Annotated in this window: 13 protein-coding genes; 9 read left to right on the forward strand and 4 right to left on the reverse strand. The window is 70.4% G+C overall.

The features are described from left to right. Nucleotides 1–176: 176 nt before the first annotated feature. The 7 genes from Q0818_RS10835 to Q0818_RS10865 all read left to right on the forward strand — a co-directional run bounded on the left by Q0818_RS10835 (nt 177) and on the right by Q0818_RS10865 (nt 8,783). Entirely contained in the window at nt 177–1,310 is a 1,134-nt protein-coding gene (locus Q0818_RS10835; protein ID WP_298874454.1) for a 5-(carboxyamino)imidazole ribonucleotide synthase, read from the forward strand. 119 nt (nt 1,311–1,429) lie between these two features. Next, on the forward strand, nt 1,430–1,897 hold the full coding sequence (gene purE, locus Q0818_RS10840) for a 5-(carboxyamino)imidazole ribonucleotide mutase (RefSeq protein ID WP_298875737.1): 468 nt from the start codon (nt 1,430–1,432) through the stop codon (nt 1,895–1,897). Continuing rightward, nucleotides 1,894–3,360, forward strand: coding sequence for an LCP family protein (locus Q0818_RS10845; RefSeq protein WP_298874456.1), 1,467 nt, complete (start codon nt 1,894–1,896; stop codon nt 3,358–3,360). The genes purE and Q0818_RS10845 overlap by 4 nt, the downstream gene beginning before the upstream one ends. Continuing rightward, nucleotides 3,357–4,460, forward strand: a complete 1,104-nt coding sequence (locus Q0818_RS10850; RefSeq protein ID WP_298874459.1) for a glycosyltransferase — start codon at nt 3,357–3,359, stop codon at nt 4,458–4,460. The genes Q0818_RS10845 and Q0818_RS10850 overlap by 4 nt, the downstream gene beginning before the upstream one ends. Before the next feature lie 60 nt (nt 4,461–4,520). Then, the gene (locus Q0818_RS10855) at nt 4,521–5,471 is read left to right on the forward strand and encodes a glycosyltransferase (protein ID WP_298874461.1); all 951 of its coding nucleotides are present in this window, start codon (nt 4,521–4,523) and stop codon (nt 5,469–5,471) included. 61 nt (nt 5,472–5,532) lie between these two features. Then, nucleotides 5,533–6,069: a hypothetical protein gene (locus Q0818_RS10860; RefSeq protein ID WP_298874462.1), complete on the forward strand. Its 537-nt coding sequence runs from the start codon at nt 5,533–5,535 to the stop codon at nt 6,067–6,069. Continuing rightward, on the forward strand, nt 6,069–8,783 hold the full coding sequence (locus Q0818_RS10865; RefSeq protein WP_298875740.1) for a hypothetical protein: 2,715 nt from the start codon (nt 6,069–6,071) through the stop codon (nt 8,781–8,783). Before Q0818_RS10860 ends, Q0818_RS10865 begins: the two co-directional genes overlap by 1 nt. Before the next feature lie 149 nt (nt 8,784–8,932). Here Q0818_RS10865 and Q0818_RS10870 read toward each other — a convergent pair whose 3' ends face one another. Then, nucleotides 8,933–10,441 (reverse strand): DUF2142 domain-containing protein, encoded by a 1,509-nt coding sequence (locus Q0818_RS10870; protein ID WP_298874464.1) that lies wholly within the window; start codon nt 10,439–10,441, stop codon nt 8,933–8,935. 155 nt (nt 10,442–10,596) lie between these two features. Here Q0818_RS10870 and Q0818_RS10875 point away from each other — a divergent pair, with 155 nt between their 5' ends. Then, nucleotides 10,597–11,328, forward strand: coding sequence for a glycosyltransferase family 2 protein (locus Q0818_RS10875; RefSeq protein WP_298874466.1), 732 nt, complete (start codon nt 10,597–10,599; stop codon nt 11,326–11,328). Then, nucleotides 11,325–11,729 carry a DUF2304 domain-containing protein gene (locus tag Q0818_RS10880; protein WP_298874468.1) on the forward strand — a complete coding sequence of 135 codons (405 nt, stop codon included), beginning with the start codon at nt 11,325–11,327 and terminating at the stop codon, nt 11,727–11,729. Before Q0818_RS10875 ends, Q0818_RS10880 begins: the two co-directional genes overlap by 4 nt. Before the next feature lie 40 nt (nt 11,730–11,769). Here the strand turns inward: Q0818_RS10880 and Q0818_RS10885 are convergent, their stop codons facing one another. The 3 genes from Q0818_RS10885 to rfbB are packed head-to-tail and all read right to left on the reverse strand — an operon-like array spanning nt 11,770 to nt 14,649. Continuing rightward, the gene (locus Q0818_RS10885) at nt 11,770–12,228 is read right to left on the reverse strand and encodes a GtrA family protein (protein ID WP_298874471.1); all 459 of its coding nucleotides are present in this window, start codon (nt 12,226–12,228) and stop codon (nt 11,770–11,772) included. Continuing rightward, nucleotides 12,225–13,646 carry a bifunctional dTDP-4-dehydrorhamnose 3,5-epimerase family protein/NAD(P)-dependent oxidoreductase gene (locus Q0818_RS10890; RefSeq protein ID WP_298874474.1) on the reverse strand — a complete coding sequence of 474 codons (1,422 nt, stop codon included), beginning with the start codon at nt 13,644–13,646 and terminating at the stop codon, nt 12,225–12,227. The genes Q0818_RS10885 and Q0818_RS10890 overlap by 4 nt, the downstream gene beginning before the upstream one ends. A gap of 4 nt (nt 13,647–13,650) precedes the next feature. Then, nucleotides 13,651–14,649, reverse strand: coding sequence for a dTDP-glucose 4,6-dehydratase (gene rfbB / locus Q0818_RS10895; RefSeq protein ID WP_298874476.1), 999 nt, complete (start codon nt 14,647–14,649; stop codon nt 13,651–13,653). Nucleotides 14,650–14,728 lie beyond the last annotated feature (79 nt).

Raw genomic sequence — 14,728 nt, forward strand, 5'->3', positions numbered from 1 at the left:
GAACGGAGGTGGCTGAGCCCGTCGAAGCCACCGGGCTCCCGCGCGAACGGAGGTGGCTGAGCCCGTCGAAGCCACCGGGCCCCGGCGCTGACGGTTCCGAGGATGATGCCGCCCCGGCGCCCGGCTCGCGCCCGCGCGGACGTCCCGACAGAATGGATGCCGACGGAAGGAGCGGCATGGCGCTGCGAGTCGGAGTGGTCGGTGGCGGACAGCTGGCGCGGATGATGATCGCCCCGGCGATCGAGCTGGGCGTCGAGATCCGCGTGCTCGCGGAAGACGAGGGCATGTCGGCCGCGCTCGCCGCGACCGCCGTCGGCGACTACCGCGATGCCGAGACCGTGCTGGCCTTCGCCCGCGACGTCGACGTCATCACCTTCGATCACGAGCACGTTCCCCAGGATGTCCTCGCCGCCCTCGTCGACGCGGGCGTCGCCGTGCACCCCGGCCCCGCACCGCTCGGGGTCGCCCAGGACAAGCTCGTCATGCGCGCCCGCATGGCCGAGCTGGGTCTGCCGCAGCCCGACTGGGCCGCCGTCTCCGATTCCTCGGGGCTGCAGGAGTTCCTCGACGCCCACGGCGGCCGCGCGGTCGTGAAGACGCCCCGCGGGGGCTACGACGGCAAGGGCGTCCGCGTCGTGTCGGCCGCGACGGAGGCCGATGACTGGTTCGCCGCCCTCGCGGAGGACGGCAACGGCGGGTCGCTGCTCGTCGAGGAGCTCGTCGACTTCACGCGCGAGCTCGCGCAGCAGGTGGCGCGCCGGCCCTCCGGCGAGGTGCGGGCGTACCCGGTCGTCGAGACCGTGCAGCGCGACGGCGTGTGCGCCGAGGTCGTCGCCCCCGCCCCGCGCGCCGATCAGCGCGTGCAGCGCGTGGCCGCCGAGATCGGCGTCGCGGTCGCCGAGGGTCTGGGGGTGACCGGCATGCTCGCCGTCGAGCTGTTCGAGACCACCGACGAGCGCATCCTCATCAACGAGCTCGCCATGCGCCCGCACAACAGCGGGCACTGGACGCAGGACGGCGCCGTCACCAGCCAGTTCGAGCAGCACGTGCGCGCGGTCCTCGACCTGCCCCTCGGATCGACGGATGCCGTCGCCCCGTGGACCGTGATGATCAACGTGCTCGGCGGGCCGGCCGAGGGCACGCTCGAGGAGCGCTTCCCCGCCGCCATGGCCGCCCACCCCGCGGCCAAGATCCACACGTACGGCAAGGCGCCCCGCCCGGGGCGGAAGGTCGGACACGTCAACGTCATCGGCGACGACCTCGACGACGTCGTGTACGAGGGGCGCGCCGCCGCGGCCTTCTTCGACTGAACGCACGATGGACCGGCACGCCTGAGCGCGCCGTTCCGCGATCTTCCAGCGAGCCGCCCTAGCCTGGACCGGTGACCCGGCCGCTGCATTCTTCCGAGACGCCCGTGGTCGGCGTCGTCATGGGCTCCGACTCCGACTGGCGGGTGATGGATGCCGCCTCCGCGGTGCTGACGGAGTTCGGCATCCCGCACGAGGTCGAGGTCGTCTCCGCGCACCGCACGCCCGACAAACTCCTCCGGTACGGCCGAGAGGCCCGCGGTCGCGGACTGCGCGCCATCATCGCCGGGGCCGGGGGAGCGGCGCACCTGCCTGGCATGCTCGCGTCCGTCACCGCCCTCCCCGTGATCGGCGTGCCGGTGCAGCTGGCCACCCTCGACGGGCTGGACTCGCTGCTCAGCATCGTGCAGATGCCCGCCGGCATCCCCGTCGCGACCGTCTCGATCAACGGTGCCAAGAACGCCGGTCTCCTGGCCGCCCGCATCCTGGGCAGCGCCGACGTCGAGCTCGCGGAGCGCGTGGAAGCCTACGCCCGCGATCTCGAGTCGCAGGTCGAGGAGAAGAACCGGCGTCTGAAGGACTCGCTGTGACCCTCGCGGCGCCCGCCCGGACACGCGCGCACGCGCCGATGATCGAGGCGCGGCCGCTGCGCAACCCCGACGCGTCGTCGGTCGAGGTCATGACCCGCCGCGGCTGGTGGCTCGTCGTGCTGAATTTCCTCCTCCCCGGATCCGCCCAGGTGCTCGCCGGCAACCGCCGACTCGGTCGGTTCGGGCTCGGCGCCACCCTCGTGATGTGGACCGTGCTCGTGCTGAGCGGGCTGTTCGCGCTGCTGTCGCCGAGTGTGCTGTTCGCCGTCGCGACCGGCTCGTTCATCCCCGACTTCCTGTCGTGGTTCCGGCCCCTGCCGCTCACGCTCGTGCAGATCGTGCTCGTCGCCTACGCCGTGCTGTGGGTGGTCCTGACGATCGACACCCTCCGGCTCGTGCGATTGGTCAAGGTCGGACCCGTCGCGCGCTTCGGCATGACGATCGTGTCGGTCGGACTGCTCGTGCTCTCGGGGTCGGGTGCCGCATGGGCAGCCCAGGCCGCGGGTACCACCCGTGACGCCTTCTCGGAGCTGTTCGCCCAGTCGGCGGCGGTCGTCCCGCCCTCGGACGGGTATTACAACATCCTGCTGCTCGGCGCCGACTCCGGCGAGGGCCGCGACTCCATGCGCTTCGACAGCATCTCGGTGGTCTCCATCAACGCCGACACGGGCGCGACGACGATCACCGGCATCCCGCGCGACATGCCGCACTTCCCCTTCGCCCCGGGGCCGATGCAGGACGAGTATCCCGACGGTCACACCGGTTACGCCAACGCGACCTGCGGGTGGGGGAGCGGCATCAATCAGCTGCGCACCGAGGTGGAGATCTGCCAGGACGGCAACCTGCTCTACCCCAACACCAAGGAGCGCGGCACCGAACCCGGGATCGAAGCGACGAAGGATGCCGCCGAGGGGATCATGGGCATCCAGATCCCCTACTACGTGCTCATCGACATGAAGGGATTCGCCGACGTCATCGACGCGCTCGGCGGCGTCGACATCAACGTGCAGGAGCGCCTGCCCAAGGGCGGACCCGCCTACGACGGCCAGCCGGTGGACGACTGGGCCTTCGGCTGGATCGAGCCCGGTCAGCAGCACATGGACGGCGACACCGCCCAGTGGTACGCCCGTTCGCGCTACACCACGAGCGATTTCGACCGCATGCGCCGCCAGCGCGAGCTGCAGGAGGCGATCCTCGCCCAGTTCACCCCGCAGAACGTGCTCACGCACTTCCAGGACGTCGCGAGCAGCACCACGAACATCATCCAGACCGACCTGCCCCAGGGTCTCATCGCGCCCACTCTCGTCGACCTCGCCCTCGAGGCGAAGGACCAGCCCGTCAACACCCTCGAGCTCACTCCCGAGGGCGGCGTCGACGAGTTCGACCCCGACTACGCCCAGGTGCAGCAGATGGTGAAGGACGCCCTGCACCCGCCGACCGGAACGGAGAGCCCCGCGCCGTGACCGTCACCCTCCGCGTCGTGCTCGACCAGCTCGTCGCCCCGACCACCCGCGACCTCGCCGAGGCCTCGGCATCCCTCACCGAAGCCCTGATCGCGACCGCTCCGCGAGGCTGCGACGTCGGTGCGATCGTGCCCGCTCCCGGCCTCGCCGACGATCAGGCGATCAAGGGCCTGAGCTCCGAGACGCGTCTGGCGGTGCGCCGTCGCGAACTCGCGGCCTCCTGGCAGCTCGGGGTGGCGCCGGGCATCGGCAAGGGGCTGATCCACTCGCCGACGGCGCTGGCCCCGCTCGTGCGGCACGACCGCGTCAACGAGACGCACCAGATCGTCGTGACGCTGTGGGATCTGAGGGCCTTCGAGACCCCCGACGAGCTGCCGAAGACCGAGAGCCTCGCGGCGCGCGCCCTGCTCTCGCGCGTGGCCAAGCACGCCGACGCGGTGATCGTCCCGACCCACGCGATGGCCGATCGTCTGGCCGAGACGGCCAAGGCGAAGCTCGTGAAGAAGGTCCGCGTGATCGGCGGGGCTCCCGCCGCCGGTCTGCGCGTACCCTCCGACGCCGTCGGACGCCTGCGCGCCCTCGACCTGCCCGCGACGTTCGTCGCCACGGCCGGAGGCGTCGCGGCATCCGACGATCTGGCCGGCGCGTTCGCGGCCGTCGTCGCGGCGGGCTGGGACGGCGACGTGGTCGTGCTCGACGTGCCCGAGGGGGAGGAGCCCGGCGTGGCCGACATCGCGGCGGCGGCGGGTCTCTCCGAGACGCGCGTGCACGCGCGCGGGTCTCTCGACCGCTGGGACCGTGCCGCCGTGCTCTCGCACGCCGCGGCGTTCATCGCCCCGTGCGCCCGCACCGATTGGCCCTGGCGCGCGGTCGACGCCCTCGCACTCGCCGTCCCCGTCGTGGCCGTCGACACCGTCGCGCACCGCGAGGTGCTCGCCGACGCGGCGGCGTACGCGCAGGCAGAGGCGCTCGGCGAGGCCCTGGCCCGCGCCCTGGGCGCCGAGGCCGAGCGTCTGCGCGTGCTCGCGGGCGACCGGGCCAAAGGCTTCGCCTGGGGTGCTGCGGCCGAGCGGGTGTGGGCTCTGCACGCCGAGCTGTGATCGGCGGACCTCCCGCGAGGCTCCCACGGACGCCGAGGCGTCGACCCTAAGCTTCGACGCATGCCTGCTCGCGTCGGGATCGTCGTCCGCACCCGCCACCGCCCCGGATTCCTCCGGGGGGCGCTCGCCGACATCGCCGCGCAGACCTTCTCCGACCGCCGGGTCGTGGTCGTCGACGACGGGGGAGACGCCGCCGAGGTCGACCGCGTCGTCGCGGAGTCGGGACTGACGGACGTGGACGTCGTCCACATCGCCGATGGCGAGGGCGGTCGCTGCGTCGCCGCGAACACCGGGGTGCGCACCCTCGACACCGATCACGTCGTGCTGCACGACGACGACGACCGGTGGCATCCGGAGTTCCTCTCCCGCACCGTCGCCTGGCTCGACGCCCATCCCGACGATGCGGCGGTGGCGGTCCCGACCGAGATCGTCTACGAGGAGAATCGCGACGGCGCCTGGGTCGAAGTCGGTCGTGCGCCTTTCTGGGCGGGGATGCAGCGGGTCTCGCTCACCGAGATGATGAGCATCAATCGGATGGTGCCGATCGCGGTCCTCTATCGCCGCGCCGTGCACGCCGAAGTGGGGTGGTACGACGAGACCCTCGACGCCGTCGAGGACTGGGACCTCTACCTGCGCATCCTGCGGCACGGCGACATCGGCTTCCTCCCGGGCGAGGCTCTCGCCTACTGGACCCAGCGACCGGGTGCCGAGGGCCTCGACGCCAACAGCATGTTCGGCCTCGCCGCCGAGCACGCGCGCGACGACGCCGTCGTCCGCGACCGGGCTCTCGCCGAATGGGTGCGTCGCGAGGGCGCCGGACTTCCGCTGTTCGTCGCCGCGTCGCAGGCCGAACTGGCGGCACACGTCGATCGCTCCATCGACCGCGCCGTGGAACGGATCGTGGAGCGACTGCGCACCGACGTCCGCGACGACGTTCGGCGCGAGATCGACGCGCATCAGCCGGTGATGTCGCGTTTGCGGCGGCTGCGGCGGCGTCTTCCGGGGCGCTGACATCGGCGTCCCTTCCTTCCCAATATTCCCATCCGTCACTTGCGCAACGCATAATGAACGCGTGAAGCACCTTCTCGGCACCGTCATCCCGTCTCCCTCGAGGCGCGCGCGTGTCGCGTCGACCTCACTCCTGGTCCTCGCGCTGGTCTCGTTGTCCGCGTGCGCGACACCGACCCCCGGGGCCGCGCCCATCTCGTCCGACGCGGCGTCATCGAGCCCGTCCCCCTCCGCGCCTGCCACGGCTTCCGCTTCTCCGGCGATCACCGCCGATCCCTCTCCTGCGCCGAGCGAGAGCGCGACCGCCGACTCGCCCTACAACGGCGAGATCCTCGTGATCACCTCCGAAGTGCGCGACGGGTCGCTCGAGGTCACGGCGATGGTGCCCGGGGTGTCCGAGTCCGGGGGCACCTGCACCCTGACCCTCGAGGAGTCGCAGCGGTCGGTGTCGGTGTCCGGCAACGAGGGCAAAGAGGTCACCTACTGCGGTCTCATGTCCATCCCGGTGCCCGACGGCGAGGACGCCGCCTTCACCGTTTCCTACACCTCCGCGAACCTCCGGGCGCAATCGTCCATCACCACCATTGAGACGGCGCCGTGATGCGTCATCCTCGCCGCCGCAGCGTCGCGGCGGTCATCGCCTCCTGGGCGTGCGCCATCGCTCTGCTCGCCGCCGCGCCGCTCGCGCTCCCGGCCACGGTCGCGCCCGCACCGGCCGCGGCGGCTGCGGATGCCTCGGATTGGAACCCCGGCAGCATCATCGACGATGCGGTGTTCTACGACGGCGCCGCGATGTCGGCGGGGGAGATCCAGACCTTCCTCGATGGGAAGGTCCGTTCCTGTCGGTCGGGCTACACCTGCCTGAAGGACTATCGGCAGAGCACCGATGACCGCCCGGCCGACAAGTACTGCAACGGCTACGCGGGTGCAGCGAACGAGAGCGCCGCCACCATCATCGCCAAGGTGGCCCTCTCCTGCGGCATCAGCCAGAAAGCCCTTCTCGTGCTCCTCCAGAAGGAGCAGGGCCTGGTCACCTCGACCGCTCCGTCGGCATGGAACTACTCCGCGGCAACGGGCCAGGGCTGTCCCGACACCGCTCCGTGCGATCCTTCGACCCAGGGGTTCTTCTACCAGGTCTACTACGGTGCCCGTCAGTTCGAGGTGTACCGCCTCAATCCGAGCTGGTGGGGGTACCAGGCCGGCCGGTGGAACAACATCCTCTACAACCCGTCTGCCAGCTGCGGCACGCAGCGCGTCTACATCGAGAATCAGGCGACGGCGGGCCTGTACATCTACACCCCGTACGTGCCCAACCAGGCAGCGCTGCGCAACCTCTACGGCGAGGGCGACGGATGCAGCGCCTACGGCAACCGCAACTTCTGGCGCACCTTCACCGACTGGTTCGGCTCGACCAAGGCCGGCGGACGCCCCTTCGGCTCCGTTGATGCGATCGAGGCCTACCCGGGTGGCATTCGCGTGCGGGGGTGGGCGATCGACCCCGACACGTCCGGCTCCATCCAGGTGCGGGTCTCGCTCGCGGGGGCCGTCACGACCCTCACGGCCGACGCCGATCGTCCCGACGTGGGTGCCGCCTATCCCGGGAGCGGCAGCAGCCACGGGTTCGACACGCGCATCCCGGTCACGTCGGGCGGCAGCGGTCAAGTGTGTCTGACCGCGGTGAACACCGGCTCGGGGAGCGACGTCGGTCTCGGATGCCGCGACATGCCGTTCTACACCGGTTCGCCCGTCGGGTCCGTCGATTCCGTCGCGGTGTCGTCGGGGTCGATCACGGTGACGGGCTGGGCCATCGATCCGGACACCGCCGCCTCGATCCCCGTGCACGTCTACGTGGACGGTGTCGGCACGGCCGTCACCGCCAACCGGAGCCGTGCCGACCTTGCGACGCCGTACCCCGCCCACGGCACGGCGCACGGTTACAGCACGACCCTCAAGGTGCCACTGGACGCTCGACAGGTCTGCGTCTACGGCATCGACACCGGGGGCGGCGACAACACGACCCTCGGATGCCGCAGCATCATGACCCCCGCCGCGCGCGACATCGGCCGGGCGCCCCTCGGCTACATCGACGGGATCGACGTCGCGGGTACGACCGCTCGGGTGAGCGGGTGGGCGATCGATCCCGACACCAAGAAGTCGATCCCAGTGCACATCTACGTCGGCGGCGTCGGCCGCGCCTTCACCGCGGACGACAAGCGGAGCGACGTCGGTGAGGCCTATCCGGCGTACGGCAGCGGTCACGGTTTCTCGGAGGTCGTCGACCTCCCCGCGGGCAACTCGACCGTCTGCGTCTACGCGATCAACACCTCGGGCGACAACACCACCCTGGGCTGCCGCTCGGTCACCGGAGGGGATCAGGGCCGCGCGCCCATCGGCAACTTCGAGTCGGTCAGCGTCTCCGGGCGCAGCGCGACCGTCACGGGCTGGGCCATCGATCCGGACACGATCCGCCCCATCGCCGTGCGCATCTCGGTCGACGGGAAGTCCACGCGCGTCACCGCGCAGACCTCGCGGCCGGACGTAGCCGCCGCGTACCCGGTGTACGGCGCGACGCACGGCTACTCCCGCGCCGTCGACATTCCCATCGGCCCGTCCACGGTGTGCGTGACGGCCGTCAACACGAGTGGGCCCGACACCGATCTCGGCTGCCGATCGATCACGACGCCCGACGAGGGCAAGACGCCCATCGGCGCGGTCGACGAGGTGACCGTGTCCGGAACGACCGCGAGCGTCCGGGGGTGGGCGATCGACCCCGACACGGCCAAACCGATCGACGTGCACGTCTACGTGGGCGCATCGGCGTCAGTACTCACCGCGAACACCAGCCGTCCCGACGTGGGCGCGGCCTATCCGCTCTACGGTTCCGCGCACGGGTATCAGTCGTCGGTGTCGATCCCGGTGGGCACCTCCCGCCTGTGCATCTACGCGATCAACACCTCGGGGGCGAATCCGCTGCTCGGCTGCCGCACGGTGACCGGCGTCGCCGGGGCACCCATCGGGCGCCTCGACGCGGTCAGCGCCGCGACCGGAGCGCTCACGGTGCGCGGATGGGCCTTCGACCCCGACGTCTCGGGACCGGTGACGGTGCGCGTATCGATCGACGGGTCGGTCCGGACGGTGCGTGCCGACGGGTCGCGTCCTGACGTGGGCGCGGCCTTCCCCGCGGCGGGTTCGGCACACGGTTTCGAGCAGCGGTACACCGCGACGAAGGGCACGCGTCAGGTCTGCGCGAGCGTGGTGGACGACAAGGGCGGCTTCACGGTGTCGCTCGGCTGTCTCTCTGTCACCGTGCGCTGAGTCGCCCGATCGTCGAGCCGGGGCGCCCGCGCTTCGTGAGGCGGCACCCCCGCAGGACGGCGTCTCACGGGTGGCGCCGGCCTTTCACGCCGATGGGTCACCTCGGTGGGTCACCTCGGTGCGTCACCTCGGTGGGTCGCGCCGGTCGGTCACCGAGCGGCGATCCTCGAGGCGGGAGCCGGGTCGACGGCCGCGCCCCCGCGCCGCACGAGGGTGCCGGTGAGCACGAGCAGTCCCCCGAAGAACGCCACGGCGAGCACGGGGACGGCGAGGGGAGGGGTCCACTGCCAGGCGGCCGTCAGAGCGCTCGTGTCGCCGGCCAGGTAACGGTGGCCGGTGCGCACCGCCGTGATCGTCACCCCCACGACGAGGAACGCCGGCAACAGCCAGCGCAACATCCCCACGACGCGTCGGGTTCCGGCATCCATCGGTGTCGTGCCCGGGCCCGCATCCGCGGCCAGGGCGGCGATGACGATGAGGGCGGCGACGAGCGGCATGGTGTAGCGCCCCTGCCAGCCGTAGCCCGACCACTGCAGGCCCGACAGAACCCCCGGGATGAGCGTGGCGGAGCCGAACGCGAGCAGGATGGCCCAGCGGGCGCGCCGCGTCGCGAGACCGAAGCAGAACACGAGGGCGCCGCCGAGAAGCAGCACCCACGAGGTCGACAAGATGTTCGGGCTGCGCAGGTCGAGCCAGCCGAGGTTCCCGTACATCTGCGTGACCTGCTCGTGGTAGTTCGAATAGAACACCGAGATGCCCGTCAGCCCGTCCGCGAGTGAGGCCGGCTTCTCGACCCCGACGTAGTTCGTCCCGTGCACGAGCACCCACAGGACGCTGAAGGCGGTGACCGCGCCGATGCCGCCGGCCAGGATCCACGCCCGACGGTCGGCCAGCAGGCGCCGTGTGCGTTCGAATCCGGCCACGACGAGCAGCGCGACAGCGGTCAACGCGAGGAACATCGGCGACAGTCCGCGTGTGACCACGAGCACGCAGGAGGCGGCGAGCAGCAGTGAGTGCTCCTCGCGCCATCCGGTCGTCGCAGGACGGCACGCGACGGCGAAACCGGCGACCGTGGCGGCGAACAGCGTGGCGATCTCCCACGCGCTGGGGTTGAGCACCATCCCGACATAGAGCGTCATCGGCGTCAGGAACAGCGTCGCCGCGATCACGGGTAGGGGGGATCGCGAGGACCGCCGCAGCAGCGAGAGCCCCCAGGCCAGGAAGAGCGCCGTCACCACGGCCGCGAGGGCGCGGGAGAGGTAGAGCCCGTACTCGGTGGGCACGGCCAGGGTGCCGAGACCCGTCCACAGGTAGAAGACGGGGTTGTACAGCCCGGCGTTCGTCTGCGAGAGCACCTCGGCGGTGGAGCTGATGCGGAGCGGTCCCTGGCAGGCGGCCGTCACGTCGGGGTGGAAGGCGATGCAGCCGGCGAACACGTCCATGTTCGAGAACCGGGCCGGCAGCGTGGGCTCCAGCGTCCCCGCCTGGCCGCGTACGACGGCCGCCGCATACACGTAGTGAGCCGCCTCGTCGGCGCCGGAGGCGATGGGGAGGAACACGGCGCCCGAGAGCAGGATCGCCAGCAGGGCGACGAAGACGACGGCGACGTCCGCCAGGGGACGCCGGGGGAGGGCGAGGCGGGCGAGGAGTGCGGGCATGAGGTGATTCCTTCTGGGCATCCCTCCGCCGACGTGGTGGAGGCGGTGACGGCCCGTGCGATCCTACAAGCAGCCGCTTTCACCACCCGGCCGGCCCGCTCGGAGTGCGGCGGAGTCCTGCTGGCGGAGCGAAGGGCGCTGCTACGATGAGGGCGATGTCTGCGGCACGATCGAGCACTCTGGTCATCGTTCCGGCTTGGAACGAGGGCGAGAGCGTCGGCCCCACGATCCGGGAGATCCTGGCCCAGCCCGAAGCCTGGGACATCCTCGTCGTGGACGACGGTTCCCAGGACGATACGGCCGTCAGAGCTCGCGAGGCCGGGGCCACGATCCTGTCGCTCCCGTTCAATCTCGGTGTCGGCGGGGCGATGCGTGCGGGATTCCGTTACGCCCAGCGCCACGGGTACACCCGGGCGATCCAGGTCGACGCCGACGGTCAGCACAACCCGCGCGACATCGCAGCGGTGCTCGACGGACTGCAGAGGGCTGACATCTCGATCGGCGCTCGCTTCGCGGAGGTCGGCGACTACTCTGCGCGGGGGCCGAGGCGGTGGGCGATGCGCATGCTGGCGGGTGTCCTCACTCGCATCTCCGGTACCCGGTTGACCGATGTGACCAGTGGATTCCGCGCGGCCAACGTTCGCGCAATCGATCAGTACGTCGACTACTACCCCGCCGAGTACCTCGGCGACACCGTCGACTCGCTCGTGAACGCCGTGCACGCGGGACTGACGGTGGTTCAGGTGCCGGTCGCGATGCGCCCGCGCGCCGCGGGGCGCCCCAGCCAGAATCCGCTGGGCGCCTCGCTCTATCTGCTGCGCTCGGTGTTCGCCCTGTCCTTGGCGATCATGCGCGGTGCGGCCTCGAAGACGGGAGTGCGCGCGTGATCGTCGTCGCCGGGATCACCTTCGCCGTCGTGGTGCTGGGGTTGATCGTCGTCCTGCTTCTCCGCCGTCAGCTGCGCGAGAAGTACGCGACGCTGTGGCTCGTCATCGGCCTGGCCCTGCTCGTGATCTCGATCTTCCCCGGGCTCCTGGTGCAGCTGACGCATCTGCTCGGGGTCGAGGTGCCCGCCAACCTCATCTTCGCGATCTCCATCGCCCTTCTCGTCGGCGTCGCCCTCCACCTGTCATGGGAGCTCTCGCGCGCGGAGGAGGAGATCCGCAGCCTGGCCGAGGAGTCCGCCATCAACCGCGCCGACCTCGAGGCTCTGACCCGTCGGATCGCGCATCTCGAATCAGCGCGCGCCGCCGACGACTCCCCGCACATCGAGTCCGATCTCCCCTGACCGCCCTCGCTCGGACGACAGGATGCCGCGCCCGAGGCGGTCAGGACGCGTCTGTGTCGGACCGGCGGGCGGGGAAGATCCAGTACCGGTAGGCGAAGTAGTTCCACACGGTCGTCGAGCCGACCGCGACGACCTTCCCGACCACCCACGGGAGCCCCAGCGCAGCGACACCGGAGACGATTCCGGTGGTCGCCACGGTATTGAAGGCCACCAGCGCGGTGTACTTGATCGCGCTCGAGGCCACGCCGGTGTCGGAGGAGAACGTGAAAGTGCGCTGCAGCAGATAGGTGACGGCGAAGCTCAGGAGGAACGCCGTCGGGGTCGCGATGACCAGCGGGACGCCGATGAGGTCATGGAGTAGGGCGAGCAGAGCGACGTCGATGAGGAACGCGCCGCCGCCCACGATCAGGTAGCGCACCGCGCTGTGCGACCACACGCGACGTGCCGCCCGGGCGACGAAGCCGGGGCGCTGCGTCGCCCGGCGCTCGTCGCCGCTCACGCGTGGTCGAGGTAGTCGCGCAGCCGCGCGTCGGCGTCTCCGAGGGGGATGCCGACGGCGATCGTGCCCGTGGGATCGAGCACGCTGTTGCGCGGACGAGGAGCGACGGGAGCAGTGGCACCGGCGAAGTATTCGTCAGTGCTGACGCCCGTGACGCGTGCGGGGTCGTGGCCGGACAGTTCGAAGACACGACGCGCGATGTCGAACCACGAGGCGGGCTCGCCTTGTCCGGTGACGTTGTAGACGCCGACGGGCACGTCTTCGTCGAGGACGACGCGGATGGCGCGGGCGATATCGGAGGTGAACGTCAGACGACCGACCTGATCGTCCACCACCCTCGGATCGATCCCGCGACCGGCGAGCGATGCCATCGTGCGCACGAAGTTGTTGCCGTCGCCGATGACCCAGCTCGTGCGCAGCACGAAGTGGCGCGGCACCGTCCGCACGATCGCGTCGCCCGCGGCCTTCGTCTGTCCGTAGACGCCCAGCGGCGAGAGGGCGTCATCGGTGCCGTAGGCCTCGCTCTTCGTACCGTCGAAGACGTAGTCGCTCGAGACGTGGACGAGGGTCAGGCCGTTGGCGGTCGCGATGCGGGCCAGGGCGGCGACCGCCGTGACGTTCGCGGCCCACGCCTCGGTGCGGCCCTCGGGCGTCTCGGCCGCGTCGACCTTGGTGTAGGCGGCGGCGTTCACGATGGCGCCGTAATCGCGCCAGCGGCGCGCGGTGTCCAGGTCCGGGGAGGTGAGGTCGAGCTCGGAGCGGGTGGTGTACTCGATCCACGGGTGCTCGCCGAACTCCTCCCGCAGTGCGCGGCCGAGTTGGCCGTTCGCGCCCGTGACGAGGATCTTCTTGGGCGGCATCGGGACCACGTCGGCGAGTCGCGGGTGGTCCTTGTCTTTGGCGCTGATCTCGACCTGCGCGAGGGGGATCGGCCACTCGATCGCGGCGGTCTCGTCGGCGAGGTTGAGGAAGGTGTAGGTGGCGTCGGGGGACCAGTGGTCGTTGACCAAATAGGTGTACGCGGTATCCGCCTCGAGCGTCTGATAGGAGTTGCCGACGCCGCGCGGCACGAAGATGGCGGTCGAGGGGTCGAGTTCGGCGGTGAAGACGGCACCGAAGGAATCCCCCTCGCGCAGGTCGACCCAGGCTCCGAAGATGCGGCCCGTGGCGACGGAGACGTACTTGTCCCACGGTTCCGCGTGGATGCCGCGGGTGGTGCCCACGGCGTCGTTGAAGGAGATGTTGTTCTGCACGGGCCCGAAATCGGGCAGATCGACGGCCGACGCCGTCATCTTCTCGCGCTGCCAGTTCTCCTTGAACCAGCCGCGGGAGTCGCCGTGGACGGGCAGGTCGAGCAGGATCAGGCCGGGGATGTTGGTCTCTCGAGCGGAGAGCGCCTTCCCGAAGTCGATCGACACCGGCTCACTGCCCCTTGCTGGCGTAGAACGCCTCGACGCCGTCCTTGGTGGGAGCCCACCAGGCCTCGTTCTCGCGGTACCAGTCGATCGTCGCGGCGAGGCCCGATTCGAAGTCGCCATAGGTCGGCTTCCACCCGAGCTCGGTGCGCAGCTTCGTCGAGTCGATGGCGTACCGGAGATCGTGACCGGGACGGTCGGTGACGAGGTCGTACGCGTCGGTGGGGTTCCCGGTGATCTGCAGGATCAGCTCGACGACGCTCTTGTTGTCCTTCTCCCCGTCGGCGCCGATGAGGTATGTCTCGCCGATCTCGCCCTTGTCGAGGATCGTCAGGACGGCGGAGGAGTGGTCGTCGGCGTGGATCCAGTCGCGCACGTTCTCGCCGGTGCCGTAGAGCTTCGGGCGAATACCGCGGAGGACGTTGGTGATCTGGCGGGGGATGAACTTCTCGACGTGCTGGTACGGCCCGTAGTTGTTCGAGCAGTTGCTGATCGTGGCGCGGACGCCGAACGAGCGCACCCAGGCGCGGACGAGCAGGTCGGATCCGGCCTTGGTCGAGGAGTAGGGCGAAGAGGGGTTGTAGGGCGTGCTCTCGGTGAAGCGGGCCGGGTCGTCCAGCTCGAGGTCGCCGTAGACCTCGTCGGTGGAGATGTGATGGAAACGCACGTCGTAGCGGCGGGCGGCTTCGAGCAGCGTGTACGTGCCGATGATGTTCGTGTCCAGGAACGGGCGGGGGTCGTGCAGGGAGTTGTCGTTGTGCGACTCCGCTGCGTAGTGCACGACCGCGTCGGCCTCGGCGACGAGGGGGTCGACGACCGCGGCGTCGGCGATGTCGCCGACGACCAGACGCACGCGGTCTTCCGGCAGACCCGCCAGCGACGCCTCGTTGCCCGCGTAGGTGAGCTTGTCGAGAACGGTAACCGTGTGGTCGGTGTGCGCGATGACGTGGTGCACGAAGTTGGAACCGATGAAACCGGCACCACCGGTCACGAGAAGACGACTCATGGCCTCAAGGGTAGCGGGGCGTCGGAGGCCTCACCGAGCGGGCTGGATTGGCCACCGCCCGCGAATGGGGGAAACTGGT

Source organism: uncultured Microbacterium sp., assembly GCF_947489255.1.
In the GTDB taxonomy this organism is placed as follows: Bacteria; Actinomycetota; Actinomycetes; order Actinomycetales; family Microbacteriaceae; genus Microbacterium; species Microbacterium phycohabitans.

Coding starts and splice junctions, on each gene's coding strand:
- Q0818_RS10875 (WP_298874466.1), top strand. CDS start 10,597: ATGTCTGCGGCACGATCGAGCACTCTGGTCATCGTTCCGGCTTGGAAC.
- Q0818_RS10855 (WP_298874461.1), top strand. CDS start 4,521: ATGCCTGCTCGCGTCGGGATCGTCGTCCGCACCCGCCACCGCCCCGGA.
- Q0818_RS10865 (WP_298875740.1), top strand. CDS start 6,069: ATGCGTCATCCTCGCCGCCGCAGCGTCGCGGCGGTCATCGCCTCCTGG.
- purE (WP_298875737.1), top strand. CDS start 1,430: ATGGGCTCCGACTCCGACTGGCGGGTGATGGATGCCGCCTCCGCGGTG.
- Q0818_RS10835 (WP_298874454.1), top strand. CDS start 177: ATGGCGCTGCGAGTCGGAGTGGTCGGTGGCGGACAGCTGGCGCGGATG.
- rfbB (WP_298874476.1), bottom strand. CDS start 14,649: ATGAGTCGTCTTCTCGTGACCGGTGGTGCCGGTTTCATCGGTTCCAAC.
- Q0818_RS10870 (WP_298874464.1), bottom strand. CDS start 10,441: ATGCCCGCACTCCTCGCCCGCCTCGCCCTCCCCCGGCGTCCCCTGGCG.